Annotated in this window: 29 protein-coding genes and 1 pseudogene; 13 read left to right on the top strand and 17 right to left on the bottom strand. The window is 43.2% G+C overall.

From position 1 onward, the window contains the following. The first annotated feature begins 31 nt into the window (after positions 1–31). Positions 32–1,711, top strand: a complete 1,680-nt coding sequence (locus ABWW58_RS14710; RefSeq protein ID WP_353869828.1) for a glycoside hydrolase family 13 protein — start codon at positions 32–34, stop codon at positions 1,709–1,711. 169 nt (positions 1,712–1,880) lie between these two features. On the opposite strand, the gene ABWW58_RS14705 is transcribed toward ABWW58_RS14710, so the two are convergent. The 3 genes from ABWW58_RS14705 to ABWW58_RS14695 form a co-directional block, all read right to left on the bottom strand. Beyond that, the gene (locus ABWW58_RS14705) at positions 1,881–2,210 is read right to left on the bottom strand and encodes a DUF3888 domain-containing protein (protein ID WP_353869827.1); all 330 of its coding nucleotides are present in this window, start codon (positions 2,208–2,210) and stop codon (positions 1,881–1,883) included. A 271-nt stretch (positions 2,211–2,481) separates the two neighbouring features. Beyond that, a complete protein-coding gene (locus tag ABWW58_RS14700) occupies positions 2,482–2,805 on the bottom strand; it encodes a hypothetical protein (RefSeq protein WP_353869826.1) in 324 nt (107 codons plus the stop codon). Continuing rightward, positions 2,806–3,144 (bottom strand): type II toxin-antitoxin system Phd/YefM family antitoxin, encoded by a 339-nt coding sequence (locus tag ABWW58_RS14695; RefSeq protein WP_353869825.1) that lies wholly within the window; start codon positions 3,142–3,144, stop codon positions 2,806–2,808. It abuts the gene before it with no gap. Between the two features lie 140 nt (positions 3,145–3,284). Here ABWW58_RS14695 and ABWW58_RS14690 point away from each other — a divergent pair, with 140 nt between their 5' ends. Genes ABWW58_RS14690 through ABWW58_RS14675 form a run of 4 tightly spaced genes read left to right on the top strand, consistent with a single transcriptional unit; the run spans position 3,285 to position 5,086 of the window. After that, positions 3,285–3,782: a YcxB family protein gene (locus tag ABWW58_RS14690; RefSeq protein ID WP_353869824.1), complete on the top strand. Its 498-nt coding sequence runs from the start codon at positions 3,285–3,287 to the stop codon at positions 3,780–3,782. A 39-nt stretch (positions 3,783–3,821) separates the two neighbouring features. After that, positions 3,822–4,112, top strand: coding sequence for a DUF5316 domain-containing protein (locus ABWW58_RS14685; RefSeq protein ID WP_353869823.1), 291 nt, complete (start codon positions 3,822–3,824; stop codon positions 4,110–4,112). Between the two features lie 20 nt (positions 4,113–4,132). Continuing rightward, entirely contained in the window at positions 4,133–4,612 is a 480-nt protein-coding gene (locus tag ABWW58_RS14680) for a GNAT family N-acetyltransferase (protein WP_353869822.1), read from the top strand. 15 nt (positions 4,613–4,627) lie between these two features. Continuing rightward, a complete protein-coding gene (locus ABWW58_RS14675; protein ID WP_353869821.1) occupies positions 4,628–5,086 on the top strand; it encodes an NUDIX domain-containing protein in 459 nt (152 codons plus the stop codon). On the opposite strand, the gene ABWW58_RS14670 is transcribed toward ABWW58_RS14675, so the two are convergent. Together ABWW58_RS14670 and ABWW58_RS14665 are read right to left on the bottom strand one after the other, a co-directional pair. Beyond that, positions 5,059–5,967: a LysR family transcriptional regulator gene (locus tag ABWW58_RS14670; RefSeq protein ID WP_353869820.1), complete on the bottom strand. Its 909-nt coding sequence runs from the start codon at positions 5,965–5,967 to the stop codon at positions 5,059–5,061. The two genes, ABWW58_RS14675 and ABWW58_RS14670, sit on opposite strands and share 28 nt — an antisense overlap. Before the next feature lie 105 nt (positions 5,968–6,072). Beyond that, positions 6,073–7,503, bottom strand: a complete 1,431-nt coding sequence (locus ABWW58_RS14665; protein ID WP_353867738.1) for a transposase — start codon at positions 7,501–7,503, stop codon at positions 6,073–6,075. Positions 7,504–7,704: 201 nt separating this feature from the next. On the opposite strand from ABWW58_RS14665, the gene ABWW58_RS14660 reads away from it, so the two are divergent. Next, the gene (locus ABWW58_RS14660; protein WP_353869819.1) at positions 7,705–8,946 is read left to right on the top strand and encodes an APC family permease; all 1,242 of its coding nucleotides are present in this window, start codon (positions 7,705–7,707) and stop codon (positions 8,944–8,946) included. Positions 8,947–9,033: 87 nt separating this feature from the next. Here the strand turns inward: ABWW58_RS14660 and ABWW58_RS14655 are convergent, their stop codons facing one another. Genes ABWW58_RS14655 through ABWW58_RS14640 form a run of 4 tightly spaced genes read right to left on the bottom strand, consistent with a single transcriptional unit; the run spans position 9,034 to position 11,681 of the window. Next, positions 9,034–9,837 carry an arsenite methyltransferase gene (locus ABWW58_RS14655; protein ID WP_353869818.1) on the bottom strand — a complete coding sequence of 268 codons (804 nt, stop codon included), beginning with the start codon at positions 9,835–9,837 and terminating at the stop codon, positions 9,034–9,036. 17 nt (positions 9,838–9,854) lie between these two features. After that, entirely contained in the window at positions 9,855–10,283 is a 429-nt protein-coding gene (gene arsC / locus ABWW58_RS14650; RefSeq protein WP_353869817.1) for an arsenate reductase (thioredoxin), read from the bottom strand. A 16-nt stretch (positions 10,284–10,299) separates the two neighbouring features. Next, entirely contained in the window at positions 10,300–11,340 is a 1,041-nt protein-coding gene (arsB, locus tag ABWW58_RS14645) for an ACR3 family arsenite efflux transporter (RefSeq protein WP_353869816.1), read from the bottom strand. Further along, complete coding sequence (locus ABWW58_RS14640) at positions 11,337–11,681, bottom strand: ArsR/SmtB family transcription factor (RefSeq protein ID WP_353869815.1); 345 nt, start codon at positions 11,679–11,681, stop codon at positions 11,337–11,339. Before ABWW58_RS14640 ends, arsB begins: the two co-directional genes overlap by 4 nt. A 1,105-nt stretch (positions 11,682–12,786) precedes the next feature. Between ABWW58_RS14640 and tnpA the strand changes: the two genes are divergently transcribed. Then, complete coding sequence (gene tnpA / locus ABWW58_RS14635; RefSeq protein WP_353869814.1) at positions 12,787–13,218, top strand: IS200/IS605 family transposase; 432 nt, start codon at positions 12,787–12,789, stop codon at positions 13,216–13,218. Positions 13,219–13,257: 39 nt separating this feature from the next. On the opposite strand, the gene ABWW58_RS14630 is transcribed toward tnpA, so the two are convergent. From ABWW58_RS14630 to ABWW58_RS14610, 5 genes and pseudogenes are all read right to left on the bottom strand, one after another. After that, positions 13,258–13,659: an HAD family hydrolase gene (locus ABWW58_RS14630; RefSeq protein WP_353869813.1), complete on the bottom strand. Its 402-nt coding sequence runs from the start codon at positions 13,657–13,659 to the stop codon at positions 13,258–13,260. 1,160 nt (positions 13,660–14,819) lie between these two features. Next, positions 14,820–15,674: an MFS transporter gene (locus tag ABWW58_RS14625; RefSeq protein ID WP_353869812.1), complete on the bottom strand. Its 855-nt coding sequence runs from the start codon at positions 15,672–15,674 to the stop codon at positions 14,820–14,822. Positions 15,675–15,707: 33 nt separating this feature from the next. Continuing rightward, entirely contained in the window at positions 15,708–16,127 is a 420-nt protein-coding gene (locus ABWW58_RS14620) for an MFS transporter (RefSeq protein WP_353869811.1), read from the bottom strand. 308 nt (positions 16,128–16,435) lie between these two features. Then, positions 16,436–17,767, bottom strand: a complete 1,332-nt coding sequence (locus ABWW58_RS14615) for an MATE family efflux transporter (protein WP_353869810.1) — start codon at positions 17,765–17,767, stop codon at positions 16,436–16,438. Between the two features lie 216 nt (positions 17,768–17,983). After that, positions 17,984–18,214, bottom strand: a pseudogene (locus ABWW58_RS14610) (class I SAM-dependent methyltransferase); the annotation flags it as partial. A 299-nt stretch (positions 18,215–18,513) separates the two neighbouring features. Between ABWW58_RS14610 and ABWW58_RS14605 the strand changes: the two are divergent. The 3 genes from ABWW58_RS14605 to ABWW58_RS14595 are packed head-to-tail and all read left to right on the top strand — an operon-like array spanning position 18,514 to position 20,417. Continuing rightward, positions 18,514–19,134: a cation efflux transmembrane domain-containing protein gene (locus tag ABWW58_RS14605; RefSeq protein WP_445783444.1), complete on the top strand. Its 621-nt coding sequence runs from the start codon at positions 18,514–18,516 to the stop codon at positions 19,132–19,134. Positions 19,135–19,136: 2 nt separating this feature from the next. Next, the gene (locus ABWW58_RS14600) at positions 19,137–19,538 is read left to right on the top strand and encodes an NUDIX hydrolase (RefSeq protein ID WP_353869808.1); all 402 of its coding nucleotides are present in this window, start codon (positions 19,137–19,139) and stop codon (positions 19,536–19,538) included. Between the two features lie 6 nt (positions 19,539–19,544). Then, on the top strand, positions 19,545–20,417 hold the full coding sequence (locus ABWW58_RS14595) for a phosphotransferase enzyme family protein (protein WP_353869807.1): 873 nt from the start codon (positions 19,545–19,547) through the stop codon (positions 20,415–20,417). A gap of 76 nt (positions 20,418–20,493) precedes the next feature. Here the strand turns inward: ABWW58_RS14595 and ABWW58_RS14590 are convergent, their stop codons facing one another. Together ABWW58_RS14590 and ABWW58_RS14585 are read right to left on the bottom strand one after the other, a co-directional pair. Next, a complete protein-coding gene (locus tag ABWW58_RS14590; RefSeq protein ID WP_353869806.1) occupies positions 20,494–20,928 on the bottom strand; it encodes a putative toxin-antitoxin system toxin component, PIN family in 435 nt (144 codons plus the stop codon). Further along, positions 20,925–21,086 (bottom strand): hypothetical protein, encoded by a 162-nt coding sequence (locus tag ABWW58_RS14585; protein WP_353869805.1) that lies wholly within the window; start codon positions 21,084–21,086, stop codon positions 20,925–20,927. Before ABWW58_RS14585 ends, ABWW58_RS14590 begins: the two co-directional genes overlap by 4 nt. A gap of 520 nt (positions 21,087–21,606) precedes the next feature. On the opposite strand from ABWW58_RS14585, the gene ABWW58_RS14580 reads away from it, so the two are divergent. The 3 genes from ABWW58_RS14580 to metG all read left to right on the top strand — a co-directional run bounded on the left by ABWW58_RS14580 (position 21,607) and on the right by metG (position 24,231). Further along, positions 21,607–21,888 (top strand): AbrB/MazE/SpoVT family DNA-binding domain-containing protein, encoded by a 282-nt coding sequence (locus tag ABWW58_RS14580; RefSeq protein WP_353869804.1) that lies wholly within the window; start codon positions 21,607–21,609, stop codon positions 21,886–21,888. Then, on the top strand, positions 21,888–22,226 hold the full coding sequence (mazF, locus tag ABWW58_RS14575) for an endoribonuclease MazF (RefSeq protein WP_353870014.1): 339 nt from the start codon (positions 21,888–21,890) through the stop codon (positions 22,224–22,226). The genes ABWW58_RS14580 and mazF overlap by 1 nt, the downstream gene beginning before the upstream one ends. Positions 22,227–22,593: 367 nt before the next feature. Continuing rightward, positions 22,594–24,231, top strand: coding sequence for a methionine--tRNA ligase (gene metG, locus ABWW58_RS14570; protein ID WP_353869803.1), 1,638 nt, complete (start codon positions 22,594–22,596; stop codon positions 24,229–24,231). Positions 24,232–24,836: 605 nt separating this feature from the next. Here the strand turns inward: metG and ABWW58_RS14565 are convergent. Next, positions 24,837–25,682, bottom strand: coding sequence for a MurR/RpiR family transcriptional regulator (locus ABWW58_RS14565; RefSeq protein ID WP_093671495.1), 846 nt, complete (start codon positions 25,680–25,682; stop codon positions 24,837–24,839). Between the last annotated feature and the right edge of the window lie 5 nt (positions 25,683–25,687).

The raw sequence follows: 25,687 nt of genomic DNA, 5'->3' as shown, positions 1-25,687 counted from the left end.
ATAGAAACGGCTGCATGAAAGGGGCAAAACGATGAGTGAATGGTGGAAAGACGCGGTCATCTATCAAATCTATCCGCGAAGCTTCAAGGACAGCAACGGCGATGGCTGGGGCGATTTAAATGGAATTATTGAGAAACTCGATTATCTGAGAGAACTTGGAATTGACGCGCTTTGGATCAGTCCGGTTTACGATTCGCCGCAGGATGACAACGGCTATGATATTCGCGACTATCGCAAAATCTATGATCGGTTCGGAACAAATGCGGACATGGAGCGGCTGATTGCCGAGGCGCATCAACGCGGGATTAGGATCATCATGGATCTGGTCGCCAATCATACTTCCGACGAACATTACTGGTTCCAAGAAAGCAAGAAATCCAAGAATAATCCGTACAGTGACTATTATATATGGAAGGATCCGAAGCCGGACGGCAGCGCGCCGAATAATTGGGGTTCGCATTTCGGCGGATCCGCCTGGGAGTTTGAGCCGGAACGCGGTCAATATTATCTGCACTTTTACACGAAGAAGCAGCCCGATTTGAACTGGGAAAATGAAAAGGTACGTCAGGAAGTCTATGATCTGATGCAGTTCTGGGTCGATAAAGGTGTCGATGGATGGCGCATGGACGTGATCGCGGAAATCTCAAAATATACCGATTTCCCCGATTATGCGCCGCAACCGGGAAAAGAATTTATCGTTGGATCGATGCATCAAAACGGACCGCGCCTGCATGAATTTATTCAGGAGATGAATCGCGAGGTGCTCGCGCCGAACAACAGTATGACGGTCGGCGAAGCCCCGGGGTCAAACGCTGAGCTTGCTAAGCTGTTTACCGATCCTGAGCGCAAAGAACTGAATATGATTTTCACATTTGAACATGTCGAGCTCGACCGTGTGCCGAATTCGCCAAACCGTAAATGGGCGCTTCGTCCGTTTGATTTCACTGAATTGAAGAAGGTGCTATCCGACTGGCAGGCGACCTTGCGCGGCTGCGGCTGGAATGCGCTGTACTTTGAAAATCATGATCGTCCGCGTATTATTTCGCGGTGGGGCAATGATACGAATTACCGCAAAGAATGTGCCCAAGCATTTGCAACGGTTCTGCACGGCATGCAGGGAACACCTTATGTCTATCAAGGTGAAGAAATCGGCATGGTGAATGCCCATTATGACCTTGACGAATACGATGATGTGGAAATCAAGAACGCATATAAAGAATACGTTCTGAAGAATAAATCCATTTCGGAAGAAGCGTTCATGAAGGCAGTATGGCAGGTGGGACGAGACAATGCCCGCACGCCGATGCAATGGGACGCAAGTTCTGAAGCCGGATTCACAAACGGTAAGTCGTGGCTTAAAGTCAATCCACGCTATCCGGAAATTAATGTGGAGGAAGCGCTTAGTGATCCGGACTCCATTTTCTACTATTATAAGAAACTGATTGACCTGCGGCACAAGGAACCGATTCTGAGAGAGGGAACCTATCAGCTCTATCTCGCCGATGATCCGAACGTGTTTGTTTACGAGCGCACTTATGGTGAGCAAAAGTGGCTGGTTGTTGCGAACTTCTCAGAGGAGAATACGGATACTGCTCCGCTTTCTCAATTCCTTTACGATCAATGGAAACCGGTGATTGGCAACTATTCAACGGTTGATCCGCACCAACCGCTGCGACCGTACGAAGCTTTTATTATCCGCAAAGCAAACTAAAAAACGCTATTCCCCCATACTCGATTCGTTCATGAATCAGGTATGGTTTTTTTTACGCTTAGTTCTAGAGGACTGCGGTTTTCCTATAGTTCGTGCTTGGTTCACATTCAGAACAGTGGACGGATAAAGTGGAACAATAAAATGCACTCAGGCTGAGTGCATCGATCATCTACTTATTCTTATGAAGATTATGAGTGTAACTTAATAATTCTACTTTGGGTTCCGATTTTTTCGTTCCGTTTCTAGGTGTGACACCAAATTTGATTGTATCAATCCCTAAAAGCTTTGAATTTTTGTAAGCCAGAATCGTAAAGTTTATCACGAATGGCTTCGGAAGAACATTCCCTTTTTCGGCTTGACTAACTTCAACAACATCATATTTTTTATCCCACCAATTATAGTGGACCTGTATTGAGTCATCCTTGTAATAATTGGTTAATGCACTTGTGATTTGTTCATCAAAGAGAGTTACCATGAGGTGATCAGAGACTTGTTCCATTCCTTTTGTATCGTGCTTATGTTTCGGGTAACTTGCAGCATGAGCCGGTATGGCTAGGTTACTTAGAGCAAAACAAGCGATGATCAGAAAGAGTAGTGTTTTTTTTATTGGAATTACCTCCTTAGGAGATAACATTTAACAGAGATGCACAATTTATTCATGAGGTTTCTAAAAATTAACGTAGCTTATATCATTGTGCACGAAATTTAAGAATCCCAACAATTAAATAAAATCAGGAATTTTGTCCCAACCTTTTCTAATAGGAATACTATTATTCAGAGCGCTTGTTCAAACGTTCTGAAGCGATGCGAAAGACGTGTTCATTCTCTCGCTTATTAATGCTGATAATCTGTACAATTTGGGCTTGTCCGTTTATAATTCGGACAATAATTCGGATGCCAAGACGTTTTAATTTGATTTCTTTACATCCATGAAGTAAGGCAAATGGTGTATTGCTTAGCGGTTTTCCAATTTCATCGGCACGAAATTCTAATTTACGAAAGGCTTTTTCAACAAACAGATGTGATGAACCATCCAGTTTGCTGAATTCAATGGCAGCGACTCGATTAATAAATTCGATCTTGAATTTGGCCATTTACTCAAATAAATCCTCGTCTGCGATGTCATCTGGGTTAGAAAGCTGATAACGCGCATCGTCTTCAGCGGACATTAAATGCTTCAGTGAAATCGCTTGTTTTGAATCATATTCTTTTATGCGTGCAGCGGCTTCGCTATAGATCAAACGATCCTCTAGATCGTGTAAGCGTTCGTACATTTTTTCATACTGTTTATAATCAAGGATCACAGAATCGAATTTCTGATTATCGGTAATGACCTGTGGTTTGTCTTTTGCTCGCTTTCGAACGGCACTGAACGTCTTCACGACTACGGACGAAGGTATAATCTGATCTTCAGAAAACGTAGGCTTTGTCATAACATGGTCACCGTCCATACATATAATTCTTAATTCTTACGATACTTGCAGGTTTTCAAACTGGTCTGTTTTTTCTTTGTACCAAGCCTCTTTCTGCTATAATAGTTAAGTAAAGTTTCAGATAATTAACGAATGAGAAGGTGACTGATACGGAAGATCAAGACATTCAATTCGGCGGCGTACTTAGCTTTCGGGAATACAGAAAAGGAAAGGCACCCGTCGCAAGAAAAATCCTTGGTGGTGCTGTTTTTCTTGCTCTGTTCTTAATTTTTCTCATTAATTTGAGAAGTACCTCTTGGTTTCCTGCACTGTTCTATGCCCTTCCCTTTGCACTCTTTGTTCTTGTTAGTTGCTGCGTACTTTTTTATGTGGAATTTTTTGTGATCTATATAACAGATCAAGTCATAAGAAAAGAGCGGCATTTTTTGATCCGAAATGACGGAGTACATGTAACGACAGCGAATTCCGAAGCCTTCTATCAATGGAGCAATTTCCGTTCCATTCGCAACGATAAGAAGCTGTATATTCTGTATCGTTCGTCACTAAAAGGAATTATGATTCCCAAACGCTTTTTTCAAAATGAAGAGCAGCAAGAGACATTCGAAAAATTAATCGCCGGCAAAATCACACATTCTTGAGCAAGTTATACAAAGTTTTTCTCGAAAGAGGGGATTACAGTGAAGTTATTGATGGCTGGTTTCATTGTGGGCGCTTTACTCTTTTTACTTGGCTATTTTACGCCATTTCATTATTTGTTTATTGTTGTTTCGGGTATCTTGGGAGCAGGGAGCCTAGTGATTTCTGGAATGGCATCGGGTGCCTTTGTCAGCGGTGACCGTAATCGAGCCAATCTTGCGGCTGAAGACAAGGAAGGCAGATCGGAAAGAACGAATATGGTAACAAAGCTTTTTCTCTTTGGTGCACCGATTTTTGCGGCGTGTATCTTGTTAATCGCACTGACCTATTAGAAAATAGAGAGGTTATAAGAGTGAAAACAGGGATTCAACTAAATTTCTATCAGAAAAAAGATCAATCATCATTGGAAGACTATCACTTAACGGAGCAACAACTGAAGTTCAGTGGCGATCCGCTTGAGTGTTTACAGGATTGCATTCATGATAATGAACGGCATCCTATTGTGATTCGCATAGGTGAAAAAGTTGCGGGATTTTTTATCTTGCATGGCTGGGGCGGCGTGAAAGCATATAGCGACAATCAAAATGCTCTTTTGTTGCGCGCATTCTCTGTAAACAGCATATTCCAAGGACAAGGGATTGCCACAAGAGCTTTAGCCACACTGAATTCGTTTGTGAACGTACATTTTCCCAGAGTTAACGAGATTATTTTAGCGGTTAATCACAAGAACGCGATTGCCCAACATGTCTATATAAAAGCAGGATTCAAAGATACTGGCAGGCGCGCGATGGGGAGACAAGGAGAACTGTTTCTATTTCAAAAGCGGATATGATTGGTGGGGATGAAAATGAATTATGTACAAAAAATTCGTGCAGCTGTTGGCCATCAGCCGATTATTTTGGTTGTCAGCGGCGTGCTGATCATCGATGGCGAGAACCGGGTGCTTCTGCAAAAACGCATATTTCCTAAGAATACATGGGGAATTCCAGGCGGCATGATGGAACTTGGTGAGACGACTGAAGAAACCGCGACACGTGAAATTCAAGAAGAAACCAGTCTGAAACTTTCAAATCTAAAGCTGTTCAACGTCTATTCGGGTTCACCTTTGTATGAAGCAGAAAACGGTGATCAGTACGTTACAGTCACGACGATCTACACAACAAACGACTATAGCGGGCACTTGAACATTGATGCAGATGAGTCAGTCACTTTTGAATTTAGAGATCAGTACCATCTTCCCGAGTTCATGTTTCCGGAACATCGAAAAATTCTAAACGATTATTTCGATGGATGCAACGAAACGTGATTTCTTCCATACATAGCAAGGGCCGAATCAATAAAAAAGCGCATGTTCTCGGTGATCACTTTGTCTTTATGCCAGGCGATATACGTTGAAATCGATTCTGGGGCTGCCTGCCAATTCAGCTTGGTGAGCAGACCGGTTTCAATTTCTTTGCATACGGTAACCATCGGAAGAAATGCCAAACCAACCCCGGCGAGGGCACACTGCTTGATCGCCTCCACGGTGACGAATTCCATAACAGTTTCCGGAACAATCTTGTGTTTTTCAAATGCATCTTCCAACAAGTTGCGATAGGAACAGCCCTTGGCTGTTAATAAAAAGGTTTCACCATTGAGGTCATCATCTGAAATTAACGAATGTCTGCAAATCGGATTTTCTGACGCAGCAACTAGTGCCATTTTTTCGTCAATCAAATCCTCTCCGACCAGTAAAGGCGCCGGATGCTGCGTGCCCATCATCCAGCCTAGATCGATACTGCCTTCCATAATCCCCTCTCTAATTTCCGAGTCGAAATTGACGGGCTTTACAATAAGTTGTGCTTTTGGATCGTGCTGTTTATATTTTTTCAACAGTTCCGGAAGCCGATAAATGCACTGACTTTCAGTTACGCCAATTGTTAATGTTGGCGGCTTATTCATGAGCTTGTCTTCTGCGTCGCGCGTGAGCTGCATCATTTGATCTGCATACTTTTTGAACTGCCGGCCGGCTTCTGTTAGCCGAATTTTTTTGCCCAGTCGTTCAAATAATACTTGCCCAAGTTCGCGCTCCAGCGCTTGAATCTGAGCAGTGACACTGGACTGAGCAAAGTGCAGCTGACGCGCGGTTAATGTAAAGTTAAGATTTTCTGCGGCAATTTTGAAGGTCAGAAGCTGCTTTGTGTCCATGTTTTCATCTCCTTATCGGAAATATCGATTGATTCATACGGAATAATCAGCTTTTGCGATTACTTATTTCATTTTATGATCTGGGCAGTCAAAAGTTCTAGGCTCTTAAGAAATCATTAATTCGTCCTGTAACTCAGGTGTTTCCTGCTTTTCTCGAATTATTTGCGTTATGGCTAAATGCTGATTTCGGGCAAACCGTTGAAAAATCGTCTGACGTAAATGAGCCATAATGGTTGCTTCTGAAGCTGCTCCCTTGGATGGGGTTCGTAAAAAGCGAAAAAGATTCTTTTGTCTCTTCGTGTCATGACGCAACGCAATCATCTGAAGCAAGCCCATCGCGATGCAGTGGCACATCATGGATCCTTCAATCGCTTTGACCGTTTGAACAATCCGTTTTTGTGCGCGGTCTTCGGTTATGTGATCCAGCGGATCGGGTTCATCCGATTTGCGATAACGGTTCAGTTTGGGCATCGAACGGCTCCAAAAATGATAGGCAAAAGCACCGAGTGACTGTTTCATCGCTCGAAAAGTAGTTTCGGTGGTAAAACGCCAGGCATAAAGCCGGATGATGGCCTCCGGTTCTAAGGATTGATCCGTGCTGGCAAGAATCGAACGGCGTCCACCCATCACAACGAGCACAAAACGCAGTTCTTGATACAGTCCTTGCCCCCAAAGCAGATCAAGGCAGAGATAAGAGACCGTCTCTTTTTTCCCATAAAGAGACAGACGGGTCGTTTGAAACTGGTTCTCCTGCGTTTCAAACAGTGTGCTTACATGCACTTTGGTTCCTTTTTTCCGTGGACGTCCCCGTCCGCCCGTTTGAACGGGGTGTTCATAAGCCACGCAGGAGGTTTTTGCTTTCGTCACCAGATCCAGTTGCGTGCTTCCTTCCTGATTCCGTTGATTCAACCGACGAAGTGCAGGTACAGACAAGAAATAACGGTCAAGTAGAAACAACGCACGTCCCAGCACCCGAGCGGCTGAAAATCCTTGATCAATCATTTGCACCACGTGGGAGTCTTGATTTTCATCGCACGTTTCCCATTGACGAATCGTCTGGACACCATCATGAAGGCGAAGAAAAAGAGGTAGGCAGAACAACTTTCCAGCGTTTCCGATCAGGATGCCCACAGAACCCCAGAGATGTCCAAAGATGAAGGCGGACTTGGATACATCCTCGGACTCTTGAAACAATTTCTTCACAGCGGGCATGTAGCGGGCTTCTTTCGCCTGTTTGACGCCATCGCCAACGAGAACCACGGCGCCCGCTTCATGCTTGAGCGGCGCAAACTTGAGCACCACGCGCAGCCACTGTTGCCGTAGTTCGCTCAAAGACCATGCGGAAGAACGAAAGAAATGAATCATGGACTCATAACCCTTCGGGTTTAGGGACAAGTCACGAATCACCGAAGTGATTCCGAGACAGTCAGAACGTATCATCAAACCGATAATGATCACAACAAACCATTGAAACGTAGCGAATCTATGGAAACAAGAACGGAAGAACAGAAGTACAGAATCAATAAATTTTAACATGGCACTAGTCAATCGCGAAGGAACACGATAGAATAAGAACTACGATAACCCTTGGCGATTTTATCCTCTCTTTTGTCGTAGAAATAGAGGATACCATAAAATCCCATTTAAGGGTTATCCTTTTGTTTATTCACACAGAACTTTTCACTCTCCAGTTATGATGAAGGGGCGATAAAAACAAGTGTTGAAAGAAGGATGAACATGAAAACAATTCGTTTGCCGCAAGCCATTGCATTATATATTGGTGCTGTGCTCGGTGCGGGCATTCTGCTTGTTCCCGGACTCGCTGCGCAGGTTGCCGGTCCGGCCTCTCTCATTGATTGGGCTTTGCTCATGATCCTGGCTCTGCCGCTGGCACTTTGTATGGCGTATTTGTCTCAGAAGTTTCCACATTCCGGCGGCGTCTCTTATTTTGTGACGGAGGCATTTGGTCATCACGCGGGGCAGATGATCGGCTGGTTTTTCCTTATGTCGGTTCCAATCGGGGCACCGGTGGCTTCATTAACAGGCGCTGCTTATTTAAGTACGGCGTTAAGGCTTCCTAACTCGGTAACTGTTGCTCTGGCTGGCGCGGTTTTACTTTTGGCTGTATTAATTAGTTATCGGGGAATGCAAATGGCTGGAAAGGTGCAGGTCGCGGTCATTGCTATGATCCTAGTCATTTTGTCAGCTATCTTGGCAGGATCATTGCCGCATATACGCGTGAGCCATTTTCAGCCGTTCATGCCAAACGGTCCATGGAGCATTGGGCACGCATCAACGCTGCTCTTTTGGTGTTTTATCGGCTGGGAAGCAATCACCAATTATTCAACGGAATTCGTTAACCCGGAAAAAGATGTGCATCGCGCAACAATCATTTCCGCACTCTTATTAGGCAGTTTGTATTTCATGACCGCATTCGTTGTTGTCGGAACCGGAAGCGCTCAGCAGGGACAAGCCGCCTTGGTTCATGTTTCGGAGCACGTGTTTGGACGAGGCGGTGCGATTATTATTGGCCTCGCGGCTTTATTGATTTGCCTGGCGACAGTCATCGCCTATATCGGCTCAGCGGCGCGAATGGCGCGCGCGATGGCAAATGAAGGGGCGGCGCCGAGATGGATGATGAAACAATCGCAAAAATATCAAACACCGGTTGGCGGTCTTCTCTTTTTAGCGGTCTGTTTTCTCATCGTCATGACGGCTTATGCCAACGGCCTAATCTCACTGACAAAGTTGATTCAACTGCCCAATGCGACCTTTTTGCTAAACTATATGGGTGGATGCGCGGCAGGTATGGTTCTTTTCAGAAAAGAGAAGAAAAAATTTTTTATCAGCCTTGTTGCATTTCTAGCCACATTAGCGATGTTCTGTTTTGTCGGCTCGGCAATTCTTTATCCGCTGATCATTTGCTTTCTCATCCTGGCGGCACAAAAAGTGCGATTACGCAGTGAAAGGGATTTTTAAGAACGATGAGCATCACCGGTATCAGCATAAAAAAAGAATCCTTTGAGATCATTTGGTCTTAGGATTCCCATTGTTGTGCATATGCGGTTATTTTACTGCTTGAATGGTTGATGAGACGATATATTTTTCGATACTGACTCCTGGCAGCCATTCTTTTATGAATGATTTCGATTGGTCCTTTGGTGTAATTTCGATTTGCACAAAACCACTTTGCTCGAGCATGTGATGCAGGTCGCTAATGGAAGAAGCGCCGGAAACACAGCCGGAGTACGATACATCCAAATCATTTTTTATTTTCTCGGGCAGCTCTGCGGTCAGAACAACGTCGGAAATAGCCAACCGACCGCCTTTCTTCAAGACGCGGTACGCTTCTTTGAATACTTGAGGCTTGTCGGGTGAAAGATTGATCACACAGTTGGACAGAATCACGTCAATGGATTGGTCGGCGACCGGCAAATGCTCGATCTCGCCTAAGCGAAAATCAACAGTTGAAAAGGATCCTTTTTTCGCATTCGCTCTTGCTCTGCTGATCATTTCCGGCGTCATATCTACACCGATGACGGTTCCGTTGTCGCCGACTTGCCGGGCGGCAAGGAAGCAGTCGAATCCGCCGCCGCTGCCAAGATCTAATACGTTTTCGCCGGGTTTCAGTGATGCAATGGCTTGTGGATTGCCGCAGCCTAACCCAAGATTCGCGCCATCAGGCACAGCGTTTAATTCATCAATTGAATAGCCGAGCTGCCCGGAAACATCATTCTTGTTTTCTTGTGTCGCGCAGCAGCCGACATCAGAGGAAGAGCATCCGCAAGATGATGCCGACACGTCCTGCAGAGCAATTTGTTTGTAACGGTTGCGTACATTTTGTCTGATTTGATCTTTCGATAGTGCCATAGGAACACACTCCTTGGTTAGTGAACTATTTTTTCTTCTTCAGCGAATGCTTTAATTTTATCTGCAATGCCGTCTCGAACATTTTGGAAAATGCTCCAGATTTCTTCAGGTGTTCCCTGCGCTTTTGCCGGGTCGCCAAATCCCCAATGCTCTCTTCTTACTTGAGGCGGAGTCATCGGGCACCGATCTTCCGCATCGCCGCATAGCGTGACGACAAGGTATGCGCGGTTGAGCAGACTGGGATCAATAAGTTTGGACTCGTGGTTGGAAATATCGATGCCGGCTTCGTTCATGACGGCGACCGCTTTAGGGTTCAAGCCATGTGCTTCGATTCCTGCCGATCGAACCTCGTAATCATCACTTAAATACCTTTTTCCGAACCCTTCGGCCATTTGGCTGCGGCAGGAGTTGCCGGTGCAGAGAAAATAAATCAACTTTTTTTCCATTTCACGAACCACCTTTTTACGCCTTTTCATGGCGATTGAATTGATTTCTAAGTCGCAGAGCAACATTGACGAGGGCAATCATGACCGGAACTTCTACGAGCGGGCCAATAACAGCAGCAAATGCCTCGCCTGATTGAATACCGAAGATCCCGACGCTTGTAGCAATAGCAAGTTCAAAATTATTGCTCGCCGCGGTAAAACTGAGCGCAGATGTCTTGCCGTAATCAGCCCCCGCTTTTCTCGCCAAATAGAATGAAATGAAGAACATGATCACAAAGTAGATCAGCAGCGGCACAGCGATTCGAATGACGTCAAGAGGCAGTTGGATGATCATGTCCCCTTTGATCGAGAACATGATAATGATTGTAAAAAGCAAGGCAATCAGGGCAAGCGGACTAATCCGCGGACAAAAAACAGCTTCATACCATACCTTTCCTTTTATCTTGACGAAAATCAGCCGAGTCAGCATGCCAGCGGAGAAAGGAATGCCTAGATAAATCAGAACACTCTGCGCAATATCAAGCATAGTGATCGGGATGCGAAGACTACCTAATCCTATCCATCCCGGCAGTATAGTAACAAAAAAGTAGGCGAATACGGAGTAGAACAGGATTTGAAAAATAGAATTAAATGCAACCAATCCGGCAGTGTATTCACGATTTCCTTGAGCAAGATCATTCCAGACGATGACCATGGCGATGCATCTGGCCAGCCCGATCATGATGAGTCCGGTCATATAGGCCGGATAGTCATGGAGAAAGATGAGCGCCAAAAGAAACATGAGACCAGGGCCGATCAGCCAATTCTGCACCAAGGACAGTAGCAGGATTTTTATATCTTTAAACACCATTCCCAGTTCCTCATAGCGAACTTTTGCCAAAGGCGGGTAAAGCATCACGATTAAACCGATAGCGATCGGAATGGATGTTGTTCCGGCTTGCAAGCTATTTAACGTGCTTACAAAAGATGGAATCCAGTGAGCGAGCACGATTCCCAAGATCATTGCTAAAAAGATCCATACGGTTAAGTAGCGGTCGAGAAAGGACAGCTTTCTCATTTTAACGTCTCCAACGGAATGTTCAGGCCGGTTGCTTGACAGTCGCATGTTTTTGTCTCCAAGAGCGGCAGTGCCTGGATAATTTCTGTTACATAGCTTGGAAGCTGATCATTAAGACGGTAATAGACCCAAGTTCCTTGCTTGCGTTCGTTGATTAAACCGGCCGCACGCATTTTCTTCAAATGCTGACTGATTGCCGGTTGCGAAAAATCGAATAAATCCACAAATTCACAGACACATCGTTCACCTTGCTTTAAGAAGGCGAGCATTTTCAACCGAGTCTTGTCACCGACAATCTTCAGCAAATCGGACATGGATTCAATCTTTTTTTCGTCATTCATATATTTTCCCCCACTTATATAATAATATAATTATATTAGTGTACACTTATATTAAAGTCAAATCAAAACACTCCACGTACGTAATCAGAGCCTTCATGGAGTGACAATAAAGTTGTTTGCTCATGCTGGCATAGCAGTATTCAACCACATAGTTCATGACAAAAATGTTCGTTGCTGCTCTAAAAATTAGAGAAATGCTCTGTTGCGTAGTAGACGCGAGATGCGCAGCATAAGCGTAAAAGTCGAGGTAGAACGAACCCTTGGGAGAAGTTCAACCTAACGAGTGGAAAGTTGAACCGAACCCCTGTGAAGTTCAACCCAAGAGAGGAAAAGTTGAACGCTGATTCTTTAGCCTGAACGCTGATTCTTTAGCCTGAACGCTGATTCTTTAGCCTGAGCGCTGATTCTTTAGCCTGAGCGCTGATACTTTTGTCTGAACGCTGATTTTTTTGTCTGAACGCTGATTTTTTTGTCTGAACGCTGATTTTTTTGTCTGAACGCTGATTCTTTTGCCTGAGCGCTGATTTTTTTCTCTGAGCGCTGATTCTTTTGCCTGAACGCTGATAATTTTGCCCGAGCGCTGATTCTTTTGCTTGAACGCTGATTTTTTTCTCTGAACGCTGATTTTTTTGTCTGAACGCTGATTCTTTTGCCTGAACGCTGATTATTTAGCTTGAGCGCTGATTTTTTTCTCTGAACGCTGAATCTTTAGCCTGAACGCTGATTTTTTTGTCTGAACGCTGATATTTTTGCTCGAACAATGCAACATTGGTCTTGTTTACTCATGCATTTTTACTGCGCGCTTCGTCTTTACTGCATAACAGCATTATTCTCAGTAAAGAACTTTTTTTCAATGCGTCAGCAGGATGTCAAATTATTATGAATGGTACATTCACGCAGCAAAAAAATGTCATGGATGAGGATGGGCTTGGTTGTGCACGATTTTCAATAATTCATCAAGCCCTCTAGTGGTGAAGTCGGGTAAGCAAATGCTATCGGGTAATGCTTTAGTTTCCAAAAGCGGGGTCTAAACCCACCGTCTTTAGGCGGTATCCGCTTTTAGCCTTATCTTTTCGTGTCCATACTTTTTACAGAGGTGAAAAGTATGGACGGCTATCAAAAAAGTGGTCACGCGGTCTATGATATCAAGTATCATGTGATCTGGGTAACAAAATACCGATACAAAGTGTTGCAGGGTCAGGTGGCTGTACGGTTGCGAGAACTGATCCGGCAGGGGTGTGAGGCAAGAGGCATCACGATTCTGCAGGGGAGCGTAGGCAAAGAACATGTTCACCTACTGATCTCATGTCCGCCAAGTCTGGCTCCGAGTAAAGTTATGCAGTATCTGAAAGGACGTTCATCCAGATTGTTACAGGATGAATTTTCAGAGCTGAAAAAAAGGTACTGGGGTCAGCACTTATGGTCGAGAGGCTATTTCTGTGCAACGGTTGGAACCGTTACAGACGAAATCATCCGTAATTATATTGCGAACCAGTCAAATAAGGTCAAGGACGACATTTTCAAGATTGAAGATTGAGTTCAGTCAGAATTCAGTATGCTTTGAGCATAAGGACTTTTAGAAGACTTCAGTCTTGAAGGCGACTTTAAGTCGCAGACATTTATGTCTGAACCCACCTGCTTTAGGTGGTCGTTTAGTGTTCCTATTGATCCATGCGCATTTAATACCCGCCTTTTTTGCACCGGCTATATCACTTGATAGTGAATCGCCAACATGGAGTACATCATCCGCATCCAATTGATAACGGTTGAGTGCTTGTTGAAAAAGTTTCGGGCGCGGCTTGTACGAGTGAACATCTTCACTTGTGATAGAGCCGTCAATTTTCAACTGGTGGTGATGGATAACTGCTTGGAGGTCTGATGTATCTATATTCGAGAGCACATAGACAGGCAGATCAATGTGGTCAAAGAAAACTTTTGCATCGTCAAAGAGTGGGGATGTCCGCCAATGCTGAAACATTAAGTCACTTAATTCGGTTTCGTTTAGGGATGAACCAAAGTGATCAAGGGTGCTTTTTAATGAAAGAGTTTCGAGTGTGCTCTGAGAATTTATGCCACCAGTAAGCGCCGATTTCGGCGGGGCTTGCGTTCGTTCCGCAACTCTTTTTAATCTTATTGCAAATATATGAAATGACTTGTCCGTCTTCATGAACAACCGTGCCGTAAAAATCTAAGAAAAACGCTTTTATCGGCAATTTGATTACTCCAGAATTTTTTATTGAGAAAACCTATTGGGACGATCAATGGGAATAATTTTAGTTTACTCTTCTTCAGCAGCGAACTAAATTATTTTAAAAAAGTTGATGAAAAACATTTTAAATAGCTATATCCTTTGTTTGAGAGGAGAGGAAGCAATGGATATCATTGTCGAACGATTTGAAGCAACACCAATTTTGTACATGCGCAAGAAACTAATCGTGGAAAGGGGCGAACGAGGTGAGATTTTCAACTTTAATGTTTCGATTTAAACAAACTTTTAATGAACTTCGTAATTAGTTGAATAAAATCTAGATCTTTACTTAGAACTCTCAGTAATTGAAAAAGGACTACACCACAGAATATAAATATAAAAATAAATATAACCAAATTTATAATATCATTCATAAAAACCCTTCTTTTTAAATATGCTAATATTTTCGGGAAATGGAAAGGTATGTGTTGAAAAACTAGTTTCCTATTTATTGTCGCTCTTGCCTCTACGTACTTTAGTATACCAAGTAACTCTGCCTTCGCGAAGGATCAAACGTCTTCAAATGGTGAATAACTGTCTTCAAACGTTGTGATCACCAAAGATAATATTTATCAGTTTTTAGTTTATTTTGGGATTGATTTTAATAACCTTGCTATTTATAAAATAAAAGAACAAGATCGAAGAATGACAGTCCAGAATTTATCCAAACACCCAAATCAGATTAAAAAAACTAAAGAAGGCATACTCGGAAAATCTATTAGTGGTCGTACGCATTATGAAAGATAAAATATCGTTCCCATGAATGTTGATCTGTTGTCTAGCAGTAACTAATAACAGACCATTTTTTGCGAGGAAGTATAAGCTTTGCGCTTTAGCTTGGAATTTCTATATAAGAGAGCGGTGGTCCTGCGGCCGCCGCTCTCTTATAATCATGCTGATTTTTTATTTTCTAACTTCCAGATATTTTTGTCTGTAAGAAATGGTAAACAAGATAATGTCCCTACAATGCCGATTACCATAAATAAGAAAGCGGCTCCGGAACCTTTCCCCACCCCAAATAGAAAACTCCACAGACTATGAGGTTGCTGTACGGCCATAAATGGTTCAAATACCTTATCGATTAAAATGCCTCCGCAAAAATAGCCGACAGGGATCGAAAAAAATTGCAGCGTGTTCCTCACAGAATAAACGCATCCCTGCATTTGAACGGGAACTATTGAACGAAGTAGTACGTCCATCTGCGCAGTCATAACTGGAATGAATAGCCATCCTAGCACTGCGCCGAAACACCAGATCGGGGTACTCCTTCCGAAAGCGAGAATGAAGTTCTCTGTACTCATTGAAAAAAGTAAAGAACTGAAAATAACACGAACGCGGCTCTTTGGAGTCGGAGCGACTGTGACCAAAATGCTTCCGAGCACCATTGCCAGTCCTGAAAATGTGTTCACCATCCCAAGTGCCGTTTTTCCCCCGACTGTTCGTGAAAGAATCATCGCCGGCAGGGCGGCATTGAAAATTGAAACGGTAAAATTGATTATGGAAAGAAATAAAATCAAGTCAAGAATACCGCGATTATTTTTAAGAAAGTTCAGCCCTTTTTTTGCGGATTGCAAGACCGTCTCTTTTTTGTCAGGTCTCTGCTTTGCGACGTTTGGAATCTTAATAAATCCTAAAAGAACAATAAAAGCGACGGAAAAGGTCATCAGGTCAAAGAAAATAACGACTTGAATCGTTGTAAAAGCCAGCATGGTAGCAGCAAGTGCCGGAGTCAGCACCGTAATCAATGAGTTGGAAAGAGAACGTACGCCGCTGACTTTTTAGTAATGTTTCGGTGAAGTGAGCAAGCTTATGGCTACTTCCGACGCGGGTTGCTGCACCGTGTTCATTAGGCCGTTTAAAGCATTGATCAAATAGAGATGCCACAGTTCAAGAGTTCCTGTTGTAAGTAAAACGAGAACAGTTGCGCTACATAGTGCGGCAAAGCTGTCACAAACCAGCATGGTCAATTTTTTGTTCCACTTGTCGCTCAATGCTCCCGCAAAAATACTGAGCAGAATGTAAGGAACATAGGAACAGATGGTCAGCAATGCCGTCATAAGTGCTGATCCATGCTGTTGGTAGACCCAGATCACCAGTGCGAAATTAGTCATTTCACTGCCCAGCACCGAAAACGATTGTGTGATCCAAAGAATAAAAAAAGTGTGCAGTTCACTTATTGTCTTTTTTAAATTTTTCATCTTGACTTTGCTCCTTTTAATTTAATGGTTCTAAATTAAAGTGCAAAGCCTAACGGACGATGCTAAACGTGCTCCATGCAGGTTCGTCCTGAGTTAGACCTTGCACGGAGCATTGTCAATGCAGAGCTTCATTTTTGCCCAGCCTTTCTTCAAAATTTATTTCAATTTCACTATACCATAGACGAATCCCCTTGACAGTGGTATTTTTCTGCCTTAACGCAGGATAAAAAAGGTTCGCTTGCTCAGAAAAACTAAGTGTGTGATGTTAAAAAAGCACCTACCATGATCTTCATGGAGGTGCTTATAAGTTAATGAGCAACGATTTGCTCTAAATGCTGTACATCTCGTGAATAGGCGATTCTCATACCTAGATACATCGCGAAATAGTCGATGAAAAGGCCTATTACAATTCCATAGATTCCGAGATGAAGCGGGAATGTCGTTAAGATCATAATCACGAGTGCGGTCGTGTGGACAACCAGAGTCGCGATTAATACAAATGTGCTTTTTCCGACGGATTGCAGGGCAGCCTTATAAACTTCAAACAAAGGATTGAACAGGTTGGCCAGCCATAGGAGCAAAAAGATCCCCGAAGAAAATCCGATCAAATGGGAATCATTCGTGATCGCCCCGGCAACAGATGCCCGAAACAGATAAAAGATGATTCCTATCACGGAAAAAAGAATCATCGTCAGCAAAGAGGCGATTTTCGGATAAGCCTGCAAGTCATTTATTCGATGCGCGCCGATGCTTTCACTGACGAGCGTGAGCAGCGCGCTGCTGTACATAAATGCCGGAATCAAGCCAATCTGGAGCAGTTGTCCGACAAGCAGATAACTCGAAAGAACAAGTGCCCCCAAATGGGCAAGGAGCGCGTTAAGCACAATAACAAACAGGCTTCCTTGCAGTAGCTCTTGCCCCATTAAAGGCAGGCTTTGACGAATGATCAGTCGCACTCTATTTGGACGAGACTGAAGTGCCAAGCGAATATCTTTTCTCAGCAGCCAGCAATACGCGAGTACATCCATGCTCATCGTGATCATACTGGAAAACGCGGCACCGCCGACACCTAATCGAGGAAAGCCAAATGTCCCAAAAATAAGCAGATAATTCAGGCCGGTGTGCAGCAAGGTTGTCGTCGTAGAAATGATTAAGATCCATTGCGTCCGTTTTTTGATTTTTAGGCAGTTCGTCAAAGTAAAAATCAATAACTGAAGCAGCATGTACCCGCTCATCAGCGAGAGATATGAGGTTCCGTCATGAAGTGCGGTTCCGGAAAAACCATAGACAGCATGGAGCAGCATTCGACCGCATGAAAAGCAGAGCACTCCGAAAATGATGCCGAGCAGCAGACTGAGCAGGAGCGAAGACGAGAGTGTGCTCAGATACTTGTCCTTACGCCGTTCGCCCATTGCTTTCGATCCGAGAATGTTTAACACGATCGCGATCGTACCAAAAATTCCAGCCAGTGTATACAGAAAATTCCCGACCGCGCCGACTGACGCATAGGCGGAAACAGAAAGATGCCCGACCATTGCCTGATCGATTAATTCTATAGATAAGCCGAAAACCGAGTTGGCGATTAATGGAACCGCCAATTGATTAAGCGGCTTGATATACAGTTTTAAGTTTTCCTTCATCCAGAGGACTCCGTTCTATTATGAATTCCCATCAGCTTGCGTAACCGATGGGAATTCATACTCTGCGACGTCCATGCGAATCACCTCCTCATTATTCGAAATTAAATACATGTTTAGTGTACGCCTCTTTTGGATACGACTCTAGCTCTTTTCTCATGCAGAGAATTAAAAAAGCCAATCCATTTTTGAACGGATTGGCAAGAAGATTTCAAACAATTATCGCTTTACAGCGTGAATATAATGGATGGTTTCAAATGCGGACAGATAGTCCTGTCGGTGATTATAGTAACGTTCGTTAATCTCATTAGGGGATAGATGCTCGTAAACAAGCAAGTCGGCGTTTTCTAGTAAGCGTTCCAATTCGGTAAAAGAAAAACAACTTTTCATCGGTTCTCCGCTTCCGGCAGCCATTTTGACCATATTCTCCACCCGGTTGCTTCGCCCTTGACCAAATTCCTCAGCTGTGATTAATTTAGCGGCGACTGAATCATCAAATACCTTCGGATAATCATAGTGACTGTGATAGGCACGACTGAATGCAGAAACGAGTGCGGTTATACTGGATTGATCCTTCATAAGATAAAACACTCCCACAAAAAAATAAGATTCCCCCGGCCAGGAGAATCTTATTATATCCGAACGTTTAATTAGTATAATTATAGCATAAAATCACTTTTTTTGCAAAAATAATGACTCGGCCAAGGTTATAATAGACTTAAAAAAGTATGGTCAGAACGAGGGGAGGAATGACTGTGAATAACCACAATATGATCTTAATAAATAAAGGAATCCAAATCGAACGTTTTTCTATTGCGTGGATGGCTATTGAGTTCATGATTGCTTTATGGTCGGGAATAGCGGCACACTCATTGCTGCTGGTTGCTTTGGGATTAGACAGTTTGATTGAATTGATCTCCGGAGGATTTTTACTCTGGCGTTTGCAAACGGAAAAGAATCAATCCGGTGAGGAAAAAGTTGCGCGCGCGGAACGTATTTCTTCTTATGTGGTTGGCGCCGCCCTGATGCTGCTCGCACTCTACGTAATCTTGTCGTCCATCTATCGTTTGATCACGCGGCAGAGTGCGGAAGCGAGTTTTCTAGGGATTGCTCTTGTTGTCGGCTCCTGCGTGCTGATGCCAATTCTGATGATTGCCAAGAAGCGGATCGGTCAAGCGATTGGTAGTGATGCTCTGATTGAAGACGGCATGTGCAATCTGGTCTGCGCCTATATGGCATTCACGGTTCTAATTGGTGCGGGATTAACCGCAATTTTCAATTGGTGGTGGGCTGATTCCGTCGCGGCATTGATTCTTGTTTATTTCATCGTCAGCGAAGGATGGGAAGCTCTGCATCCCGACGAGGGGTGATGATGATGAGGAACCGCGGATCAGTTGTCATTATTGAAGACGGTAAAGTTGCATTAATCGAGCGAATGAAAAATGGCGACCATTATTACGTATTTCCCGGCGGCGGAATTGAGAAGGGCGAGACTCCGGAGCAGGCGGTGCTTCGAGAGGCTTTCGAAGAACTTGGTGTAACCGTAAAAATTGATCGATTTATTGATGACTTTTTCTTCAATGGCAGGCAATACTTCTTCCAAGCTACTATTCTAAGTGGTAAATTCGGCAGAGGTGAGGGCGAAGAAATGACACAGCCCGATCCTGAAAAAGGCAGCTATCATCCGGTATGGATCAATCTGTCCGAGTTGCTACACTTGGATGTTCGGCCAAGGAAAATTGCGAAACAGATTTATTCTTTTAGCAGAGGATGAGTGTTTGTGAAAAAAGAAGAAATGATTCGTTTTGTCAAGCGCACGATGCCGGAACTGGCTATTGATACGAGTGAAGTAAAGACAAATGGCTGGGACAACGACATCTTGATCATAAACAAACAGCAAGTTTTTCGCTTTCCGAAAACAGATCAGATCATGAAACAAACGAAGGACGAATGTGACCTTTTGAAGCGACTCTCACTAAAGAAACCTCTGTTGCAGGTTCCGAGGTACAAACCAATTTATGAAGGCGAAACACTTTGTGCAGTGACTTATCCTTTTTTGGCAGGAGCATCGCTGAATGAACACCCATTTGATTTAAGGAAGAATCCGGAAAATGCTCAATTACTTGGCGATTTTCTCATGAAACTGCATCAAATTCAAGGCTGTACTCTGCCTACTCGACATACGTTTCACTATTGGCAATCGTTATTTGAATCCCTGAGAAAAAAAGTATTTAGAGCATTGCGTGATGCAGAACGCCGGGCGATCGAAGAGATATTCAGTCATTTTTTGAACAGATACTCGGCATTCAACTATAAAAAGGTGCCCATTCATGGCGATCTTTCAGCGTCTAACATGCTTTTTGACAGAGCTGAAAATCGACTCAGCGGGATCATCGATTTTACCGATGCGCAAATGGGTGATGCGGCCTTTGATTTTGCGGGCGCTTATTGGAACTATGGACCTGAATATACGAGAAAAGTTCTTTCCTTTTATCAATCCGATGAATCCTCAGAGGAAATGTTCGAGCGTATCCGTACATTTTACGGACTGCAACCGGTATTCCATGAACTACTCCATTCCGTCGAGAATAATGAGCCGATTGATCACGTGCAGCTTAAGAGATTTATGGAATTAAAACAATTGAATTTATAATTTAACGTGAGGATTAATTAATAGGGTTAGCAGTACCGATTGGGAACATCTATTTTTCTTTTAGGAAGGTTGCCGATCACTGTTTTTCTTTAAAAAATTCTTTTGGTGTATAGCAGGAAAAGGGGGCATTTTCTAAGTCAAACAATCCACTTCTTTTATCGTAACTTATAATATAATCAGCATTACCAGCGTAGGCCAGTTCAATAAACATTTGATCATCATGGTCTCTAATAACCGGAAGTTCATCCACGTTAATCAATTTTGTGCTAACAGACTTTCCATATAAAAACATGTCTACTGCTGAATGTAAAATAGCCTCAATATCTTCATTCGTAAAGTGATAGTCATGGCTTATTTTCTTCAAAATATATAATAGTTCTCCTATCGTATTGTGGGAAAATAAGAATCTTCCAAAATCATCAATATGATCAATTAAGTACGAACTTGCTTCGTCACCGTCAAAAAAATAGTGGATAAAGACATTTGTATCGACTATAATTTTATATTTCATTTTTCTTCTTTATTTTTCTTCTCTGGGAATAGATCAGCAAATGTCAATCCTTTTTCTTCCATGTTTTTTCTAATAATTCTTCGAATGTTTTGAGCAGCTTTTGCTTGAGGTTTGTCCTTTACAACTGGCATATCTTTGTCCTCCTTTTTATCAAGCACATCGAACACCACCTCTATATAGTGGTATCAGTATATGCAAGTCCTTGATTAAATTATACTCTATGTAGTAAATGGATGTATATTATTTTTCCTGATATTCTCTTAATAGATGGGCATCAAAGTTAATGCCACATTCCTTAATGTCCGCAATTTTTTGCTTTACTTCATCTTTCAATTTTTCTGCCAGTTGGTCATTACTGTGGGATTTGTTAATCAGTGGAGAGGCGAGGCAATACTTCATTTCACGAAAAGGGTTGCCTATTTTGAGTGACGGTTATTTTTACACCGCTTGTCTTCTACAAAATGTGCAACAGCCCATAGAAAATGGCCATTTCTTAAAGTGGGTCGATGCGCGCACATACAAATCGTTGCTGTTCCATAAACATCAGACATGGGCGGTGGGCAAAGCATTTCAAAATTAAAGATCATGAACCCGGCCACTTTTTTCAAAAGTTGATGTATCAATTTTCAGTTCTTCGTATACACTTTGTATATACGAAGAAAGAGAAGAGATGATATAATGGATACAAGAAAGCATCAAACAGCAAAGAAAAGAGGGATTCATGTGACAACAAAAGTTCAAATGTGGGGAAACAGTCTTGCCGTCCGTTTGCCTCGGTCAGTTGCAGAATCTGCGGGTATTGAAAAAGGGACCGAACTTGAATTTTCAATCAAGGATAAAGACATTATTCTAAAACCATTAAAATCCGCTCCGTCTCTTGATGAACTGCTTTCCAAAATCACATCTGAGAATCGTCATGAAGAACTAGATCTTGGCGAAGAGGGGAATGAATGGTTGTAATGACCTATGTTCCTGAACGTGGTGATCTTGTTTTCTTTAACTTCAATCCCCAGTCCGGCCATGAACAGGCGGGACATCGCCCGGCTATTGTTTTGTCTCCAGAAACGTTTAATAGAGCCACTCATTTTGCACTTGTATGTCCTATTACTTCACAAAAGAAAGGCTATCCGTTTGAAGTGGATCTTCCTCAGAGTCTTTCCATCGAGGGTGTGATCCTAACGGACCAATTAAAAAGCTTAAATTGGCATGCACGCCACTTTCATTATAAAGATAGAGCTCCTGCGCACGTTATTGATGATTGTCTCAAATTGATTCAAACGATCTTATTTCAATCTTAAGTTCCTTGCATCTTAAACACGAACTCTCTATACTATTCCTAAATACATTATGCGATGACGAGAAGAAGTAAGCAGCAGGATTCTCCGCAGAGAGCTTCGTAACTGGTGAGAGAAGCAGAATCCCAAGCTGAAAAATGGCCTCTGAGCATTCATACCGATCCGCAGCATTTGCGGTTAGGCTATGGCCGGGCGGAATCCGGTTACTAAAACCCGAGTATCGAGCAGACGCTCCGTACTCGCTGAGATCAGCGACGTGAATTGCTGATAAATTAAGGTGGTACCGCGTGGACATAAGTCCCCGTCCTTATACATGACGAATGTATGAGGACGGGGGCTTTTTTGTTTTCTAAAAAAGGAGTGAAGAACTATGGCAGTATTGATTGCGGGCGCATGGCCCTACGCGAATGGAGATCTTCATCTTGGGCATTTATCGAGCCTGATTCCGGGGGATTGTTTGGCACGCTATTTCAGGCAGAAAGGTGAAAAAGTACTCTATGTTTCCGGAAGCGACTGCAACGGAACGCCGATCACGATTCGCGCGAAGCAGGAAGGCGTATCGCCTAAAACGATTGCGGATCGCTATCATGATTCTTTTCAGCGATGTTTTGAGAAACTTGGATTTACCTTTGACTGTTACACGCGCACGGACACACCGATTCATCACAAGGTTGTTCAGGATATTTTCAAACAACTTTATGACAACGGCTATATCTATCACAAAAAAACAAAGCAAATGTATTGCACGTATTGCGCGCAGTTTCTGCCGGACCGCTATGTTGAAGGCAGTTGTCCGCATTGCGGCGCGCATGCGAGAGGTGATCAATGTGATGCGTGTTCGACCATTCTTGATCCGGTTGATCTGCTAGAGCCGACATGCAAACTTTGCGGACATACCCCCGAACTTCGTGAGGTGGAGCATCTTTATTTTGCACTTAGTAAATTTCAACCGGACTTGAAGCAGCTGTATCAACGGGCAAAAAAGAATAACGATTGGCGGGAAAATGCCCTAAATCTCACGCAGCGCTATTTAGATGAAGGTTTGCAGGATCGCGCGGTCACCCGTGATTTGCCGATCGGTTTCACTGTGCCGATCGAAGGGTTTGAGGATAAAAAAGTGTATGTTTGGATTGAGGCGGTCTCCGGCTATTATTCGGCAAGCGTCCGCTGGGGAGAGGAACACCACAAGGATATATCCGAATTTTGGAATGAAGAAACGGTTTCTTACTATGTTCAGGGGAAGGACAACGTTCCGTTTCACACAATTATTTGGCCGGCGATTCTGCTTGGTATCGGTAAAAAAGCACTGCCGACACACTTAGTTTCTAATGAATACGTGACACTTGAACGGAAAAAATTGTCCACAAGCCGTAATTGGGCAGTATGGGCACCGGATATTCTTGAACGCTATGATCCGGACAGCATTCGTTACTTTTTGTTGATTAACGCTCCCGAAACGCATGATGCTGACTTTTCTTGGAAGGCATTTATCGAGAGCCACAACGGCGAATTGCTCGGGGCGTATGGGAATTTTGTCAATCGCACGCTCAAGTTTATTGAGAAGCTGCCTGATTTTAGCGTGGATGAAAAACAGGTTGATCCGCAGATTTTCCAAACGACGGATGCGCTTTATGAAAAGGTTGGCGGACTTATTGAATCCGCACATTTAAAATCGGCGCTTAGTGAAATTTTCTCGTGGATTCGCAGCTTGAATAAATATTTTGATGAACGAAAGCCGTGGCAGACGGTTAACTCTGATCAAGCTGCAGCCTATGCAACCTTGAATACATGCGTGTTCAGTATTGCCAATCTCGCTCAGTTGCTTTCGCCATTCTTACCTTTTTCCAGTCAGAAACTCAGTGAGGCACTTCATCTTGGCGAATTCAAATGGACGGTCATTCATTGCCCGGGAAAACTGCCGGAGCATCTTGATCCGCTATTTATACGCATCGACCCGGATCAGATTCAAGTGGAACGGGACAAACTGAAACATCAGGAAAAGGGATGAAAGAGAGCGAGTAAAAATTAAGAAATAACCACTAATATCAGCAGTGTCTCGTTTTTAAAAATAATGAGCTTTCCGCGATTCCTTTGCTTCAGCAAATTCAGATTGAGACGAATAGTAACACATAATAAAGTAATCCATTTTGGCAATTGAACAGCCAACTTTGGATTGCTTTATCTTTGTTTGATTAACAGGAATAATCGTTGACAAATAATTAAATTGAATTTTCCCCTGATTAATCAAGAGTATGGCAGGAGAAAAGTGGAACACGTGCCCGATTTCCGGATATGGAGCCTTTTTTCCCGGATTGTCTCGATTTTTCCCGGATTAAATTAATTTTTCCCCTGATTAATCAAGAGTATGGCAGGATAAAGGTGGGGTTCGGGCTCGATTCACGGATATGGATTAATATCTCCTGGATAGTTGTGGATTTTTCCCGGATTAAACTGAATTTTTTCCCGATTAATCAAGAGTTTGGCAGGATATAAGGGGAGCACGGGCTCGATTCAGGTTGAGCGTGCCCGCTTGGCAAACAATGCGCATGTGGAATGAGCATGTTCCTAACCAAAACAAAGCCCACACCTGTAAAAGTGCGGGCTTTGTTTTAGTTAAATCTTTTTTGACGCGATTAATAGTTCATGCTCTTGAATCTTGCTCTTAAGCTGAGGATCATCTGCGATAAGCAGCATGAAAATCGCTTCGATTGCTGTGACGGCAGATACTCTCGAAAAGAAATACTCGGACATAAAGATCGTACCTCTGCTGGCTGTAACCACATTATGATCGGACAGCGCGGCGATGGGAGAACTTTCATTATTCGTGAGCGTGATAATCGTTACTTGGTTTTTCTTAGCAACCTCGATTAATTGGAGCAGCTGCCTGGATTCTCCTGAATTGGAAATGACAATAAGCACATCTGAGTCATTTAAGTTTAACGTCTGCCCCATAGCCACTTCCCATGAACTCGATGTAAATGCTAACCGACCAATTTGATTGAACTTAAAGCAAGCATCGAGTGCGACCGGAAATGTATTGCCTTCTGCCATGATTTGAATTAGCCGAGCATCTTTAATGACGTTCATTGTATTTTTGATGAGTGTTTTGTCAAAACCTTCTAAGGTTGCTTGAATTTCCTCTTCCTTGTCACTCATTAATTTATCTAAAACTTTATCGTGACTGGTTAATGAGGTACTGTTTGGCGATTCAGCATTAATTAATGAACTCTGTGCCAATAATACTTTTAAATGATGAAATCCATTCAGATTAATTCGTTTACAGAAACGCGAGACTGATGCTTCGCTAATACCGGATCGGTTTGCCAGCTGTGAAATGGTCGCATTGATCACAAACTGGGGGTCGCTGATAATTAAATCAACGATCTTTTTTTCCGATTTAGAATAATTGCCTAAATTTGCGTAGATTCTGTTTACGAATTCTTTATTAGTCGCTTCCATGCTAC

The organism is Sporolactobacillus caesalpiniae (assembly GCF_040513385.1).
Classification (GTDB): Bacteria; Bacillota; Bacilli; order Bacillales; family Sporolactobacillaceae; genus Sporolactobacillus.
Note: the sequence above shows the minus strand (reverse complement) of the source record. Positions and strands in the feature narration are given on the sequence as shown.